At 59.1% G+C, this 14,663-nt stretch carries 14 protein-coding genes and 1 riboswitch; of the genes, 5 read left to right on the forward strand and 9 right to left on the reverse strand.

Annotated features, from left to right (window positions below; translation table 11 throughout):
- Nucleotides 1–10 precede the first annotated feature (10 nt).
- From cynS to metH, 4 genes are all read left to right on the forward strand, one after another.
- The gene (gene cynS / locus B9Z48_RS09170) at nt 11–454 is read left to right on the forward strand and encodes a cyanase (RefSeq protein WP_089959451.1); all 444 of its coding nucleotides are present in this window, start codon (nt 11–13) and stop codon (nt 452–454) included.
- A gap of 171 nt (nt 455–625) precedes the next feature.
- The gene (locus B9Z48_RS21655; protein WP_233261066.1) at nt 626–1,702 is read left to right on the forward strand and encodes a helix-turn-helix domain-containing protein; all 1,077 of its coding nucleotides are present in this window, start codon (nt 626–628) and stop codon (nt 1,700–1,702) included.
- A 24-nt stretch (nt 1,703–1,726) separates the two neighbouring features.
- Entirely contained in the window at nt 1,727–2,386 is a 660-nt protein-coding gene (locus tag B9Z48_RS21660; RefSeq protein WP_233261073.1) for an ATP-binding protein, read from the forward strand.
- A 217-nt stretch (nt 2,387–2,603) separates the two neighbouring features.
- Nucleotides 2,604–2,704, forward strand: a riboswitch (S-adenosyl-L-homocysteine riboswitch).
- 55 nt (nt 2,705–2,759) lie between these two features.
- Complete coding sequence (gene metH / locus B9Z48_RS09180) at nt 2,760–5,471, forward strand: methionine synthase (RefSeq protein WP_108377903.1); 2,712 nt, start codon at nt 2,760–2,762, stop codon at nt 5,469–5,471.
- Nucleotides 5,472–5,626: 155 nt separating this feature from the next.
- On the opposite strand, the gene queC is transcribed toward metH, so the two are convergent.
- Nucleotides 5,627–6,352: a 7-cyano-7-deazaguanine synthase QueC gene (queC, locus tag B9Z48_RS09185; RefSeq protein ID WP_089959457.1), complete on the reverse strand. Its 726-nt coding sequence runs from the start codon at nt 6,350–6,352 to the stop codon at nt 5,627–5,629.
- 620 nt (nt 6,353–6,972) lie between these two features.
- Between queC and recQ the strand changes: the two genes are divergently transcribed.
- Complete coding sequence (gene recQ, locus B9Z48_RS09190) at nt 6,973–8,820, forward strand: DNA helicase RecQ (protein WP_089959461.1); 1,848 nt, start codon at nt 6,973–6,975, stop codon at nt 8,818–8,820.
- Here the strand turns inward: recQ and soxA are convergent, their stop codons facing one another.
- The 8 genes from soxA to B9Z48_RS09235 form a co-directional block, all read right to left on the reverse strand.
- The gene (gene soxA / locus B9Z48_RS09195) at nt 8,821–9,678 is read right to left on the reverse strand and encodes a sulfur oxidation c-type cytochrome SoxA (RefSeq protein ID WP_108377904.1); all 858 of its coding nucleotides are present in this window, start codon (nt 9,676–9,678) and stop codon (nt 8,821–8,823) included.
- A gap of 4 nt (nt 9,679–9,682) precedes the next feature.
- A complete protein-coding gene (gene soxZ, locus B9Z48_RS09200) occupies nt 9,683–10,018 on the reverse strand; it encodes a thiosulfate oxidation carrier complex protein SoxZ (protein WP_108377905.1) in 336 nt (111 codons plus the stop codon).
- Between the two features lie 2 nt (nt 10,019–10,020).
- Nucleotides 10,021–10,506: a thiosulfate oxidation carrier protein SoxY gene (locus B9Z48_RS09205; RefSeq protein WP_108377906.1), complete on the reverse strand. Its 486-nt coding sequence runs from the start codon at nt 10,504–10,506 to the stop codon at nt 10,021–10,023.
- The gene (gene soxX, locus B9Z48_RS09210) at nt 10,503–10,919 is read right to left on the reverse strand and encodes a sulfur oxidation c-type cytochrome SoxX (protein WP_108377907.1); all 417 of its coding nucleotides are present in this window, start codon (nt 10,917–10,919) and stop codon (nt 10,503–10,505) included. Before soxX ends, B9Z48_RS09205 begins: the two co-directional genes overlap by 4 nt.
- Nucleotides 10,916–13,084, reverse strand: a complete 2,169-nt coding sequence (locus B9Z48_RS09215) for a xanthine dehydrogenase family protein molybdopterin-binding subunit (protein WP_089959481.1) — start codon at nt 13,082–13,084, stop codon at nt 10,916–10,918. The genes soxX and B9Z48_RS09215 overlap by 4 nt, the downstream gene beginning before the upstream one ends.
- Complete coding sequence (locus B9Z48_RS09220) at nt 13,081–13,539, reverse strand: (2Fe-2S)-binding protein (RefSeq protein WP_089959487.1); 459 nt, start codon at nt 13,537–13,539, stop codon at nt 13,081–13,083. The genes B9Z48_RS09215 and B9Z48_RS09220 overlap by 4 nt, the downstream gene beginning before the upstream one ends.
- Nucleotides 13,540–13,997: 458 nt before the next feature.
- Nucleotides 13,998–14,315, reverse strand: coding sequence for a DNA-binding transcriptional regulator (locus B9Z48_RS09230; RefSeq protein WP_089959495.1), 318 nt, complete (start codon nt 14,313–14,315; stop codon nt 13,998–14,000).
- Nucleotides 14,308–14,601, reverse strand: a complete 294-nt coding sequence (locus B9Z48_RS09235) for a type II toxin-antitoxin system RelE/ParE family toxin (protein WP_228769276.1) — start codon at nt 14,599–14,601, stop codon at nt 14,308–14,310. The genes B9Z48_RS09230 and B9Z48_RS09235 overlap by 8 nt, the downstream gene beginning before the upstream one ends.
- Between the last annotated feature and the right edge of the window lie 62 nt (nt 14,602–14,663).

Raw genomic sequence — 14,663 nt, forward strand, 5'->3', positions numbered from 1 at the left:
GAGGTCTTTCATGAACCGTTTAGAAGTCACCGAAAAAATCATCTCCACCAAAGTGGCCAAAGGCATCAAGTGGAGCGACGTCGCCGAAAAAGTCGGCTTGTCCAAGGAGTGGGTCACCGCCGGGTGCCTGGGCCAAATGACCTTTGACGCCAAGCAAGCCAAAATCATCGGCAAGATCTTTGGTCTGACGGCCGACGAGATCAAGTGGCTGCAAGTCGTGCCCTACAAAGGCTCACTGCCCAGCCAGGTGCCTACCGACCCGCTGATCTACCGCTGGTACGAAATCGTCAGCGTCTACGGCACCACCATCAAGGAACTGATCCACGAAGAGTTTGGCGACGGCATCATGAGCGCCATCGACTTCAGCATGGACATCGTGCGCCAGCCCGACCCCAAGGGCGACCGCGTGAACGTGGTGCTGTCGGGCAAGTTCTTGCCTTACAAGCAGTACTGATCGGGCGTGCCCGTCAAGGGCGCCAATAAAAGCCGTGGTGAACCCGTTTCACCACGGCTTTTTTGCTTCTTTCGATCTGGCAATTGAACAGGTGAGGCCAAAAAGCACACAAATTGATTAAAAATAGCTTTTCGCCATAAAAGCCACCAACTCCCCACCACGAGCCCCAGCTTGGACAAAAAACAACTCACCGAGAGCGACATGCGTGACACCACCATGCTTGTTGTGCTTCAGAACTTACTCACCCAATCGCGTGAGCGGGCGACCCTTGAATTCAAGTCCAACTGGGATCATGCGGAGGTCATTGGTGAATACATCTCTGCCCTTGCCAACGCGGCAGCCTTGGAGGGGCATGAGCGTGCCTGGCTGATTTGGGGCGTTGATGACACCACCCGTGAGGTGAAGGGCACCACATTTGATCCCTTCAGTCAGAAAGTCAGATCGGACAAAGGCAGTGGCAATCAGGCCTTGGTCATGTGGCTGCAGTATTTGACGCAACCCCGTGCCGACTTCCATTTCCACGAACTATCACACCCCAATGGTCGTGTCGTTTTGCTGGAGATTCACCCCGCCCGCAGTGCGCCTGTTGCATTCAAGAATGTCCGGTACATCCGCATCGACAGCCACAAGGTCAAGTTGGCAGAGCAGCCTGACAAAGAGGCCAGGTTGTGGGCTCAACTGGGCTTGAAAGAGGATTGGACTGGCGAGGTGGTGCCGGGGGCTACCTGGAGTGATCTGGACCCTGAGGCGGTGATCGCCGCCCGTCAGCGTTACACAGAATTTTGTATTCGTGGTGAGCCCGATGCACGCAGGAACGAGGCCATCCGCGCCGAGGTGGCTGGCTTGAGTGATGTGACCCTGCTGAACAAAGCGCGCATCACCAAGCAGGGGCGGATCACGCGGTCGGCTTTGTTGCTGTTGGGCAAAGACGAGGCTGCGCATTTTCTGTCGCCGGTGGATGCGAAGATTCACTGGATCTCGCGTGATGCCAACAGCACTTCGTCACCGTCTTACCCTTTTGGGATTCCATTTTTGCTGGCGACGGACCGGGTCTTTGGGCGTATTCGCAATGAAACTGTGGATCACCTGCCGGACGGAACACTTTTTCCCACACCCGTGCAGCAATACGATGCGTGGGTGGTCCGGGAAGCGCTTCATAACTGCGTGGCCCATCAAGACTATTTGTTGGGTGGCAAGATCAATGTCGTGGAACACGCGGACCGTTTGGTGCTGACTAATTTGGGGTAGTTCATTCCACAGAGTGTGGAATGGATGCTGGAGCATCAGTCACCGCCAGAGCATTACCGCAACCAATGGTTGATTGACGGCATGATCCGCTTGCGCATGATCGAACAAGCTGGCAGTGGCATTCGCCGCATGTTCGTGACCCAACGTGAGCGGTTTTTCCCCCTGCCGGATTACGCGTTTGACACCAGCCCCCAAGGTCATCCCCGTGTAGAGTTGACGCTGGCTGGGCGCATGATGGATGCCAAGTTTGCGCGAGCCTTGATGGCACGAACCGATTTGAGCTTGCAGCATGTGTTGTTGCTGGACAAAGTCCAAAAGGGACATGCCTTGGCGACCAGAGAAATCAAGCTGTTGCGCGAATTGGGCTTGGTCGAAGGCCGTGCGCCGAAGTTGTTTATTTCTGCCAAGGTGGCCGATGCTGCGGGTCAAAAAGCACGTTACATCCACAACCGTGGGCTTGACGACCAGCATTACCAGCAGTTGGTGGTTGGGTACTTGCGCAAATATAAACAGGCCAAACGGACTGATTTTGACGAACTGTTGACGAACAAATTGGCGGCTGTGTTGACCCCGGAGCAAAAAGCCAACAAGGTGAAAAATTTACTCCAAGCCATGAAGCGAGCCCAGATCATTGATTGTGAAGGCCCTCGATCTGCGGCGGTCTGGTTCTTGTCTAAAAGTTGAAAAATTAGATTAGCCTTTAGCTAAGAAAATTCGTTTTTCGAGACTAAGTTGTTGATTTAATTGATGTCTAGATGTCCGAATATGGATGTATTTAGACAAGGATTAAGGCTCTCGGCGCTGCCAGGTGTGTCTTGACGTCAACGATATTCAATCCCGCATCCTGACGGATTGCTCTATTCATCAAGGGCTTAAGAATCAACAAGCCTTAAAATCCCAGCTTCCCAAGGAGCGTTGCAGCCCGCCGCCGTCAAGGCGCAGCAGGTCAGGCTTGGGGCCGTTCAATGTCTGAATGATCTTGCACAACGACGCTCACCTGAATGCCTAAGGTGAGCCTGTGTCTGTTGTCGCGTCTGAAATCCTGTCTGTTCCTCCCATGAAGTTGTCCGGTCTGGAGCCTGTCTCCATCGGCACCGGTTCGCTGTTTGTCAACGTGGGTGAGCGCACCAACGTGACCGGCTCCAAGGCCTTTGCCCGCATGATCTTGAACGGGGAGTACGAGCAGGCTTTGGCCGTGGCGCGCCAACAGGTCGAAAACGGTGCGCAGGTCATCGACGTGAACATGGACGAAGCCATGCTCGACAGCCAAGCGGCCATGGTGCGGTTTTTGAACCTGATGGCCGGAGAGCCCGACATCGCCCGCGTGCCGGTGATGGTGGATTCGAGCAAATGGACGGTGATCGAAGCCGGTTTGCGCTGCATCCAGGGCAAAGGCATCGTCAATTCGATCAGCATGAAAGAAGGCCTCGACGAGTTCAAGCGCCAGGCCAAGCTGGTCAAGCGCTACGGTGCTGCAGCCGTGGTGATGGCGTTTGATGAAAAAGGCCAGGCCGACACCTACGAACGCAAGATCGAGATTTGCGAACGCGCTTACCGCGTGCTGGTGGACGAGGTGGGCTTTCCGCCCGAAGACATCATTTTTGATCCCAACATTTTTGCGATTGCCACCGGCATCGAAGAGCACAACAACTACGCGGTGGACTTCATCGAAGCCACGCGCTGGATCAAGCAAAACCTGCCGGGCGCCAAGGTGTCGGGTGGCGTGTCCAACGTGAGCTTTTCATTCCGGGGCAACGACCCGGTGCGCGAGGCGATTCACACCGTGTTCCTGTACCACGCCATCCAGGCGGGCATGGACATGGGCATCGTCAACGCGGGCATGGTCGGCGTGTACGACGACCTGGAGCCCACGCTGCGCGAGCGGGTGGAAGATGTGGTGCTGAACCGCCGCCCGGACGCAGGCGAGCGTTTGGTGGAGGTGGCCGACAGCGCCAAAGGCGCGGCCAAAGATGAGACCACCAAGCTGGCCTGGCGCGGCACGCCCGATGCGCCCGTGAACGTGGCGCAGCGCTTGAGCCATTCGCTGGTGCATGGCATCACCGACTTCATCAGCGACGACACCGAAGAGGCCTACCAAGAGATTCTGGCCAAGGGCGGTCGCCCCTTGCATGTCATCGAAGGCCCGTTGATGGATGGCATGAACGTGGTCGGTGACCTCTTCGGCCAGGGCAAGATGTTCTTGCCACAGGTGGTGAAAAGCGCCCGCGTGATGAAGCAGGCCGTGGCGCATTTGCTGCCCTACATCGAAGCCGAAAAACTCGCACAAGAAGCCGCAGGCGAAGACGTGAAAGCCAAGGGAAAGATCGTGATCGCCACCGTCAAAGGTGATGTGCACGACATCGGCAAAAACATCGTCACGGTGGTCTTGCAGTGCAACAACTTTGAAGTGGTCAACATGGGCGTGATGGTGCCCTGCCACGAGATCCTGGCCAAGGCCAAAGAAGAAAACGCCGACATCATCGGCCTGTCGGGCCTGATCACGCCCAGCCTCGAAGAGATGCAGTACGTGGCATCTGAGATGGAAAAAGACCCGTACTTCCGCGAGCGCCAGATGCCTTTGCTCATTGGCGGCGCCACCTGCAGCCGCGTGCACACGGCTGTGAAAATCGCGCCCAACTACTCAGGCCCCGTGGTCTATGTGCCCGATGCATCGCGCAGCGTGGGCGTGGCCCAGGGCTTGTTGTCCGAGCAAGCGGCCAAGTTCATTGCCGACTTGAACACCGACTACGACAAGGTGCGCGAGCAACACGCCAACAAAAAACAAACCCCCATGTGGACGCTGGCGCAGGCCCGCGCCAACAAGACGCCCGTCGACTGGTCACAAGGTGTGCCCGCCGCGCCCAAGTTCATCGGTCGACGGGTGTTCAAAAACTACGACCTGGCCGAGATCGCGCAATACATCGACTGGGGCCCGTTCTTCCAGACTTGGGACTTGGCCGGACCATTCCCCGCCATCCTGGATGACGAAGTCGTGGGCGAGCAGGCGCGCAAGGTGTATGCAGATGGCCAAGCCATGTTGCAAAAAATCATCGACGGCCGCTGGGTCACGGCCAACGCCGTGCTGGGCCTGTACCCCGCCAATACGGTGAACGATGACGACATCGCGCTTTACACCGATGCATCGCGCAGCCAAGTCGCCATGACCTGGCGCGGCCTGCGTCAACAAACAGAAAAGCAACGCATTGAAGGCGTCATGCGCCCCAGCCGTTGCCTCGCAGACTTCGTCGCCCCGCAAGGCACAGCGCCAGACCATGTCGGCGTGTTCGCCGTCACCGCAGGCATCGGGGCCGACAAACGTGCTGCCGCTTTTGAAGCCGCACACGACGACTACAGCGCCATCATGCTCAAGTCACTGGCCGACCGCCTGGCCGAAGCACTGGCCGAGTGCCTGCACAAAAAAGTGCGCACCGACCTGTGGGGTTATGCCGCTGACGAGGCGCTGAGCAACGAAGACCTGATCGCTGAAAAATACCAAGGCATCCGCCCCGCACCCGGCTACCCCGCCTGCCCCGACCACAGCGCTAAACAAGCCATGTTCGACGTGCTGCAATGTCAGGACATTGGCATGGGCCTGACCGAGAGCCTGGCCATGACGCCTGCGGCCAGCGTGAGCGGCTTCTACATCGCCCACCCCGAGGCGCAGTACTTCAGCGTGGGCAAAGTGGGTGACGACCAGGTGCAAGACTTGGCCCAGCGCAGCGGCGTGGAGGTCAAAGCCCTGCAGCGTTTGCTGGCACCGAATCTGTAAAACCGCAGCGCCAAGCGGCAGAAGCCTCCGAAGGCTGTTGCCAAAATTTGTGACCTTGTACTGTGGGGTGATGCCGTTTCAGGCAGCGACACATGGTCACCGTGGATGAGGGTGTTCCTGCATCAACAGGAACACTTGGGAAGCACTGGACGACTTCAAGCGGTGGTGGATGCCCAGCGAGAAAATCCTGCTGCCCTGAGCTGACATGCCGGGCATTGGCCGCAGCCATAGCCCCAGTCGTGGTGTTGCGTGCGCTCGCCCAGGTAACAGGTGTGGGTGTGTTCCACGATCAAGTCCACCAGCGCTTGGCCGCCCCCTTGGGGCTGAGCCTGTTGTCCCAGGTCGTGTGCCAATTGCCAAGTCTGCGCCTTGTCGATCCACATCAGTGGCGTTTCGATCAACAGCTTGCGGTCCATGCCCAGCGACAGGGCCACCTGCATGGCCTTCATGGTGTCGTCGCGGCAGTCGGGGTAGCCCGAAAAATCGGTCTCACACACGCCTGTGACGATGACTTGCAAACCTCGGCGATAGGCCAAAGCGGCGGCGAGCGTGAGGAACAGCAAGTTGCGTCCGGGCACAAAGGTGTTGGGCAGGCCGGAGCTTTCCATTTCAATGGCCGTGTCGCGGGTCAAAGAGGTTTCGCTGATCTGGCCCAGGATGCCCGCGTCCAGCAGGTGGTCTTCGCCCATTTTGGAGGTCCATTGCGGGAATTCCGCCTTGATGGCGGCCAGCACGTTCAGCCGGGCGTCCAGCTCGACTTTGTGGCGCTGTCCGTAGTCAAACGCCAAGGTTTCGACGCGTTCGTAACGGCTCAAAGCATGGGCCAGGCAGGTGGTGGAGTCCTGACCACCAGAAAACAGGACAAGGGCGGAGGTGTGCATGGGCTGGGATGGTAACGCTATGGATTGGCAGAGTGTTGTCAGAGTCTGGTTGCGGCGGAGCGCGTTTGGAAGGGGCCGGCGGCGGGCTCCTCATGAGGCGGGGGTACGCCAAAATCGTCGCCCGCCGCCGGCCCCTTCCAAACGCTGGTGGTGGTCGTCAGTTTTGCTGGCGGTGACAGATGTCCCTACTGGCGATATAGATCCGGCCCGATGAAGTTTGCAAAAACGCATTTTTGTGGGAGCGGCGCCCTCGCCGCGATAGAGCCTCGCAGACCACCACCCATCGCCCCGAGGGCGGGGCTCCCACACTGATCGCTGTGCCCAAGAAAAGCCGTTGACTTCAAACTTCACAGGGCCGAATCAATAAATGCTGGCCTTGGGGGTTGCTGGTCGCGCAGCCCATGGTCTTGCGTGGGTGGGTGAGGGCGGGCAGAGGGTGACGATTTTGGCGTACCCCCGCCGCATGAGGAACCCTGTGCCCGCCCTCACCCACCCACACCACACCCGCTAAACCAAGACGACACCCACCCACACCACACCCGCAAAAACTCAAGTGGCACACGCAAAACCCAAGCCATCGATAGAGGACAATCAAGCCTTCTAAAAGCCACCAAACCCCAGTGTCCCCCCACCTCCCCATCCTGCGCGAAGTTTTTGGCTACGACGCCTTTCGCGGCCCACAGCAAGCCATCATTGACCATGTGGCCGCTGGGGGCGATGCGCTGGTGCTCATGCCCACGGGCGGGGGTAAATCGCTGTGCTACCAAATTCCGGCCATTGCGCGCCAACGTGCAGGCCACGGCATCACGGTCGTTGTTTCACCCCTGATCGCGCTGATGCACGACCAAGTGGGTGCCCTGCACGAAGCAGGCGTCAGCGCCGCCTTCCTCAACTCCACCCTCACCAGCGAAGAAGCCAGCGACATCGAACGGCGTTTGCTGCGCGGTGAGATCACCCTGCTGTATGCCGCGCCCGAGCGCGTCACCAACGCCCGCTTTCTGGCACAGATGGACTCGCTGCAAGAGCGAGGGCTGCTCAGCCTGTTTGCGATCGACGAAGCGCATTGCGTGAGCCAATGGGGCCACGACTTCCGGCCCGAATACCGGGGCCTGTCGGTGCTGCACGAGCGCTACCCCAGCGTGCCGCGTGTGGCGCTCACCGCCACGGCCGATGCGCTCACGCGTGCCGACATCGTCGAACGCCTGCAACTGGAAAGCGCCGAGCTGTTCATCAGCAGCTTTGACCGGCCCAACATCCGCTACACCATCGTCGAGAAAAAAGACGCCAGCACCCAGCTGCTGCGCTTCATCGAGCGGGAACACCCCGAAGAAGCGGGCGTGGTCTATTGCCAGTCGCGCAAGCGGGTCGAAGAAATCGCGGTCATGTTGTGCGAAGCGGGTATTCACGCGCTGCCGTACCACGCGGGGCTGGACACCGCCGTGCGCCAGCGCCACCAAAACGAGTTTTTGCGCGAAGAGGGTGTGGTGATGGTGGCCACGGTGGCCTTTGGCATGGGCATCGACAAGCCCGATGTGCGTTTTGTGGCGCACCTGGACATGCCCAAAAACATCGAAGGCTACTACCAGGAGACCGGCCGCGCCGGGCGCGACGGCCTGGCGTCTGACGCTTGGATGGCCTATGGCCTGCAAGACGTGGTGAACCAGCGCCGCATGATCGACGAGAGCCCGGCAGGTGAAGAGTTCAAGCAAGTCATGCGCGGCAAGCTCGACGCCTTGCTGGCCCTGGCCGAAGCGACCGATTGCCGACGCGTGCGGCTTTTGGGCTACTTTGGCGAGCCCAGCACGCCCTGCGGCAACTGCGACAACTGCCTGCACCCGCCGCAGGTGTGGGACGGCACCGATGCGGCGCGCAAGCTGCTGTCCACCGTCTACCGCACGCAGCAAAGCAGCGGTCACAGCTTTGGTGCGGGTCACACCATGGACATCGTGCGCGGCAAAAAAACCGAAAAAGTGGCGCAGCGCGGGCACGAAAGCATCAGCACCTTTGGCCTGGGTGCCGATTACAGCGAACAGCAACTGCGCGCCGTGATGCGCCAGCTGATCGCCATTGGCGCTTTGCATGTGCACACCGAAGACGGTTTCAGCACCCTGCACCTGACCGAAGCCTCGCGTGCCGTGCTCAAAGGCGATGTGCCGGTGCAGCTGCGCGAAAGCACGAGCCAGCGCGGTGACAAACGCCCCCGCACGCGCAACGCCCCCGCGCCGGCAGCCGCCAATCTGGGGCAAGACGCCATGGTGCGCTACATCCACCTCAAGGCCTGGCGGGCCGAGGTGGCCAAAGAGCACAACCTGCCCGCGTATGTGATTTTTCACGACGCCACGCTGGCCGCCATTGCCCAAGCTGCGCCGCAAAGTCTGTCTGACCTGCAAGGCATCAGTGGGCTGGGCGTGAAAAAGCTCGAAGCTTATGGGCAGCAGGTGCTGAAAGTTTGCAACGGCGCGGCTTGATCACTTGCGCACAGCGGGAACCTCGATGGGCAGCCCTTCACCGCGCCACATCAAATACAAAGCCAACTGCCGCATTTCTACTGCACCCCAAGGGGGTATCTCGGCACGAACACCGGCATAGCAACTGCGTAAACGCCGCTCCAGTGATCCCGGCTTTTGCCATTCCAGACGGTACACCGGGTAGCCATTGGGCTGACCTTGACTCAGCGGGTCGGTGTACAGGCGTTGTCCAAAATTCTGGTCATGGCACTGGGCGCACGACAAATTCATTTGGCCTTGGCGTTGTGTATATAAGTGGGCCCCTGCTTGCCAGTGGCCGCGCGCCGCACCGCCAATGTCCACCCGCAAGGGCATGCCTTTGGATGCCTGCGTCACCAGCAAACTCAAGCCCAGCAGGGCATCAGATTCAGGGGCCATGGCCGCCGCTTGCTGATGGCGCGTGGTGCATTGGTTGATGCGGTCTTCCAGGTTGAACAGTTGCCCACTGGCGGCATCGATGGCGGGGTAACGCGTGGCAACGCCTTTCATGCTGGTGGCCACTGCACCGTGACAACTCACGCACGATTTGCCATTAGCGGCATTGGGTTGGCCCCAGGCTTGAGCCCCTTGGCTTAGCCACAGCTGGGCGGGGTTGGCAAATTCGTCGGCTTGCAAGGCTTGCACATCCTTGCCCGAATAATGCAGACCCGATTTGAGCTGCGACAAAGGCAAGCTGCGTGCGGGTGACGCTGCCGTTTGCGCAGCCGCGTACCCACTCAAAAACCACAACGCGAGCAGCTTAAAAACCAGCCAACACACCTTGATCACGGTGCGCACACACCACGCCACGGGCATCGACGCGAACGCTCTGCTGCTCATGCGCTCAGGTGCTGCTCTTGGGCAAGACCTGCAATGTCTGCCGCAAGCTGCCTTTGACGCCCCGGTCATCAGTCCATTCGACGACCATTTCAGCCGTTTGGTCCGCACGCACAAAAAATTCAAACAAGGGATTGGCCGAGATCCCTGAAGAAGGCTCCACACGGAACACCTCTTGCTGGCCCCAGGTGCAGGTCAGTGACTGGATCACGTTGCGCGGCACCAACTTGCCCAACAGGTCTTGCAGATAACCCGTGTCCATGGGGTGTTGCACCAGCAGACGAACTTTGACCACATCCCCCGCAAGGACGCGTTCAGGCCATTGGATGCGTGCAAATGCCATGTTCAGGAAGCGTCGACGCAAGCCGACTCGGTGACGATGATTTCCATCTGGCCATAACGAAACTCGCCATTGGACAAACGCGCCAAGGCGACCACTTGCTGGGTGCCCGCCAAGCGCAGGCGCGTGCTGACTTCGGCCCGGCCGTTCCACGGGCCCAAGTGAAAAACCGCCATGCGGGTCACCGGATTGCGTTGAGACAACAGGTACACATGCGTCACATGGTCTTGGGGCGTCATGGGGCTTTGCACTTGCACCGTGACAGGCACCAAAGTGCCGTTGTCGGCCAACACGGGGGCCACCCATTTCACGTCTTGCTCCAACACACGAGCGCCTTGGGTCAGGGGTTCGATCATTTTCGCCACGCTCAACAACTGGCCCGATGCCATGTCTTGGGCCTGGCTGGGCCACAGCTGAACAGCAGCCCCATAAATTCCGGCCCGCAGCACGTGCCGCAAGCCTTCGCGACGGGTCAAGGTAGGCAACTTCATGGCGTGGCCTTGCTGGGCAAGAACAAGAAACTCAAGATGTCTTCAAGCCCTTGCGCCGTCAAAATGGTTTGCCCCTGATAAGGACTGGCCACTTTGTTCAAACCATCGGTGCTGAAATAGGCGGGCATGATGGTTTGCGGGTTAAAACGACGGGGATCGGCGATGCGCTCTCGGGCTTGGGCCTTTGTGCTGCGCTCAGCCAAACCAACCAAAGACGGGCCGAGTGCGCCACCCGCAGGCAAACCCTGCACTTGGTGGCACAGTACACAGCCGCTGTCTTGTCTTTGCAAGAGCAAGGCTTTGCCACGTTCTGGCGAGCCGGCTTGAAGGGCATCAGGCGTTTGCGCAGCGGTCCAGCCCCAGCCAGTGCTGAACACCAAGGCCCCCACCCGCGCCAAGCCCAGCACTGTCATGCGCGAGCCAAAGTCAAACCGTGGTTCTTCAAGGGCAAGCTGCGGATGCGTTTGCCCAAAGCGGCCGAGATGGCGTTGGCCACAGCGGGTGCCAAAGGCGCTTGGGCCGGCTCGCCCACCCCGCCCCAAAACCCGCCTGTGGGGGCAATCACCACGTCCACCTTGGGCATTTCGTTCAATCGCATCATGCGGTAATCGTGGAAGTTGGATTGCTCCACTCGCCCGTCCTTGATGGTGTTTTCACCCCAGAAAATGGCGGTCAAACCGTGCACCACGCTGCCCTGGAACTGGGCCACGATGTTGTCGGGGTTGACGGCATAACCGGGGTCAATGCCAATCACGATGCGGTGGATCTTGACCTCGTTTTTGGCGTTGATGGAGACATCGCACATACAAGCCGTCCAGCTGCCATAACCGTCGGTGGCGGCCACGCCCCGGAACACACCCGGCGCAGGTTTTTTGTCCCAACCGGCTGCTTTTGTCACAGCCAGCAAAATGGCACGGTCGCGGTTGGCCTTTTCGTTGTTGGGCAGCATGGCCAAGCGGTATTCCACCGGGTCTTTGGATGCCGCCTGAGCCATCTCGTCGATGAAACACTCTCGCCCAAACGGGTTTTGTGAATGCCCCACCGTGCGCCAAAAACCCACGGGCACATTGGTGTTGCGCTGGGCATAGTCCACCAAGGTGTTGGGAATGTCGTAGGGGTGGTCGTTGAAAGAGGCCACAGCCTGGCCATCCACCCCTTTGGGCAAGGGCAGTTTCAGCAAGGTCGCCAAGATGGAAGGGGCGCTGACACGGATGTGCAGCGCCTCGGCTTTGCCCGTGGCGCTCAAGCCCGCCTTGAAACGCATCAGGCTGGCCGGACGGTACAAGCCGTGCTGGATTTCCTCTTCGCGAGACCACAACATTTTGATGGGCTTGCCGGGCATGGCCTTGGCAATGCTGACGGCTTGGCGCGTGAAGTCTTGCGGGCTTTTTCGCCCGAGACCCCCACCCAATTGCATCGGGTGCACTTTCACATTGGCCTGTGGCACACCCGCAGTCGCCGCCGCCACCGCCAAAGTCGATTCCGGGTTTTGCGTTGAGCACCACACATCGAGTTGGTCGCCCTGCAACCACGCGGTACACACCATGGGCTCCATGGTGGCGTGCGCCAAATAGGGCGTGAAGTACTCGGCCTCGATGACCTTGGCCGACTTGCTCAGGGCGTCTACCGTGTTGCCATCGTTTCGGGCCACCGCCAGTTCTGGCTGATCCATACCGGCTTTGAAGTGGGCCATGATCGCGGCGCTGCTCAAGGTGCCGTGCTCGCCCACATCCCAGTCCACGGCCACGTCGCGCAGCGCTTCTTTGGCACGCCACCAGTTGTCGGCCACCACGGCCACAAAGGTGCCCAGATTCAGCACCTTCACGATGCCCCTGCGGTTTTCCACCTTGGAGGCATCCATGCTTTTGACGGTGCCGTTGAACACCGGGCAAGCCGCAATGGCCGCGTGCAGCATGCCAGGCACTTGGGCGTCGATGCCGTACTTCACACGACCGGTCACGATGTCGGGAATGTCCACACGCGGGATGGACTTGCCGATCAATGTCCAGTCTTTGGGGTCTTTGAGTTTGACGTCTTTGGGGGCTTCCAACTTGGCAGCCGCTGCGGCCAGTTTGCCGTAGCTGAGCGTCCGCTTGCTGGGCATGTGGGTGACTTTGCTGAGGGCCGCTTTGCACTCGCTGGCTGGCACGCCCCACTGCTGGGCAGCGGCGGCAATCAGCATCTCGCGCCCGGTGGCACCCGCTTTGCGCAGGTATTCCTGCGAATTGCGGATGGTGCGACTGCCCACCGAAGCCATGTCGCCATAGGCGCGTTTGGTGCGCAGGTTTTCATGGGCTGTGGCGTACTCGACGCGCACTTTTTTCCAGTCGGCCTCCAACTCTTCGGCAATCATCATGGGCGCAGAAGTCATGCTGCCCTGGCCCATTTCTGCACGGGCGTAGCGGATGACAATCGTGTCGTTGGGCTCGATTTCGACCCACACGTTCAGCTGTGGCGTGTTGGCGGCCTGCGCCGATTGCGGCACAAAAAATCCCACCGACAAACCTGCGGCGGCAGTGCTGGAAATCTTCAAAAAGTGGCGACGGTCCATGCCGATGGTCATCTCTGGGGTGCTCATGCGCGGGTCCCTTTCTTGGCAGCGGCGTGGATGGCGGTGCGCATGCGGGCGTAGGTGCCGCAACGGCAAATGTTGGTCATGGCGGCGTCGATGTCTTCATCGGTGGGTTTGGGCTTTTTCTTGAGCAAGGCCACGGCCGCGAGCATCTGGCCGCCCTGGCAGTAACCGCACTGAGGCACTTGGTGGTCAATCCAGGCTTGCTGCACGGCGTGCAAGCGGCCCTTGTCGGCCAAGCCTTCGATGGTGACGACCTTTTGCCCCGAAGCGCCCGATACGGGGTATGTACAAGAGCGCACCGGTTCACCATTGAGCAGCACCGTGCACGACCCACACTGGGCGATGCCGCAACCGAACTTGGGACCTTTGATGTCCAGCTCATCGCGCAAGGCCCACAACAGGGGCATTTCCGGCTCGACATCGAGGCTGTGGTTTTTACCGTTGACGTTCAGTTTCATGACGGGGGACTCCTTGTGTGCGCAGCAACAGCTTTGAACTGTGGCAAGAAGACGCCCGTTGTGCAACGGTGAAAGAACTCAAAACTTGCAAAACAGGCGTCAGCAAGTCACATCCGAGACTTTTGCTTCGCGTACGTCTGAAAGCCAGTGGCGCTGCTTCAAACCTCTCCCTCCGTATTCATACCCGACTTCGCGCTGGTGGCGAATGCGGGCCACCATGACCGTTGGCTCAGCGCATTGTTTTCGGTTGCAGGATTGCTGGCCGCTCACATTGCCCTTGGCGATGCTTTTCCAGTTGAGAAAAAACCCCGAACATCGTCCAACACATGGCCTGTGCCCGTGGCTTTCATGTCGGCCAGCGCATTTGCCGACTCCTGTGCCATTTTTTTCGGCAAGCTCAAACCCATTTGCGTCATATCCGGGGTGACCAGTGAATTGTTGGTGACAGCTGCATTGAGTCAAGCGATCGACATCAAGCCCTTGTGTTGAATCACCGTGAGCAATCTGAGCGCTGGGCCGCCGGGCTTTTTGACACCGCGCTCCCAATCAGAAACAAGGTTCTTTGACACATTCAGGTATCGCGCAAACACCGGCTGCGAAATGTGCTCGCGAATCCTGAGTGCCTTGATTTGTTCGGGCAGCATCACCTCAATGGGCGTGAGGCAAGTCTCGTCAAACTCCCGCATGGTCTGGCGATCCACAGCGCCCACTTCATGCAAAGCCTCCATCGTTTCGTGAATAGCAGCCAATGCATCACTGCGGTATTTTTTAGGCATCTTGCACCACCTTTTCAAAATGTCCTTGAGTCACCAACGCCATGAGTTGGGCATCTGTTAAATCCAATACGTGACGAGCCATCTTCTTGAATTGGGCCTCTTCAATCGCGCTGATGTTTTCCAATTCGCTCTTGGCAAAGCCATAAACAAAGAAACACCGATGCTGCTGACGAAACAACAGAATCGTTCGATAACCCTTTGAACGCCCCTCACCTGGGCGAGCAATTCGTTGCTTGATCACACCTGCGCCTAAATCGGCATCGATCAAACCGCGTGAACCACGCACTTTTAAAGATATCCATTTGTGCCGCCCTTTTTTTTATCCAAGTATCACACAAGGTGTTACTA

It is taken from the genome of Limnohabitans sp. WS1, from assembly GCF_003063265.1.
In the GTDB taxonomy this organism is placed as follows: Bacteria; Pseudomonadota; Gammaproteobacteria; order Burkholderiales; family Burkholderiaceae_C; genus Limnohabitans_A.

Excerpts from the sequence above, each read along its gene's own strand:
- B9Z48_RS21660 (WP_233261073.1), top strand. The coding sequence starts at position 1,727 with ATGCTGGAGCATCAGTCACCGCCAGAGCATTACCGCAACCAATGGTTG.
- soxZ (WP_108377905.1), bottom strand. The coding sequence starts at position 10,018 with ATGGCATTTGCACGCATCCAATGGCCTGAACGCGTCCTTGCGGGGGAT.
- soxA (WP_108377904.1), bottom strand. The coding sequence starts at position 9,678 with ATGAGCAGCAGAGCGTTCGCGTCGATGCCCGTGGCGTGGTGTGTGCGC.
- B9Z48_RS09220 (WP_089959487.1), bottom strand. The coding sequence starts at position 13,539 with ATGAAACTGAACGTCAACGGTAAAAACCACAGCCTCGATGTCGAGCCG.
- cynS (WP_089959451.1), top strand. The coding sequence starts at position 11 with ATGAACCGTTTAGAAGTCACCGAAAAAATCATCTCCACCAAAGTGGCC.
- B9Z48_RS09215 (WP_089959481.1), bottom strand. The coding sequence starts at position 13,084 with ATGAGCACCCCAGAGATGACCATCGGCATGGACCGTCGCCACTTTTTG.
- soxX (WP_108377907.1), bottom strand. The coding sequence starts at position 10,919 with ATGACAGTGCTGGGCTTGGCGCGGGTGGGGGCCTTGGTGTTCAGCACT.
- B9Z48_RS09205 (WP_108377906.1), bottom strand. The coding sequence starts at position 10,506 with ATGAAGTTGCCTACCTTGACCCGTCGCGAAGGCTTGCGGCACGTGCTG.
- B9Z48_RS09230 (WP_089959495.1), bottom strand. The coding sequence starts at position 14,315 with ATGCCTAAAAAATACCGCAGTGATGCATTGGCTGCTATTCACGAAACG.
- metH (WP_108377903.1), top strand. The coding sequence starts at position 2,760 with ATGAAGTTGTCCGGTCTGGAGCCTGTCTCCATCGGCACCGGTTCGCTG.
- queC (WP_089959457.1), bottom strand. The coding sequence starts at position 6,352 with ATGCACACCTCCGCCCTTGTCCTGTTTTCTGGTGGTCAGGACTCCACC.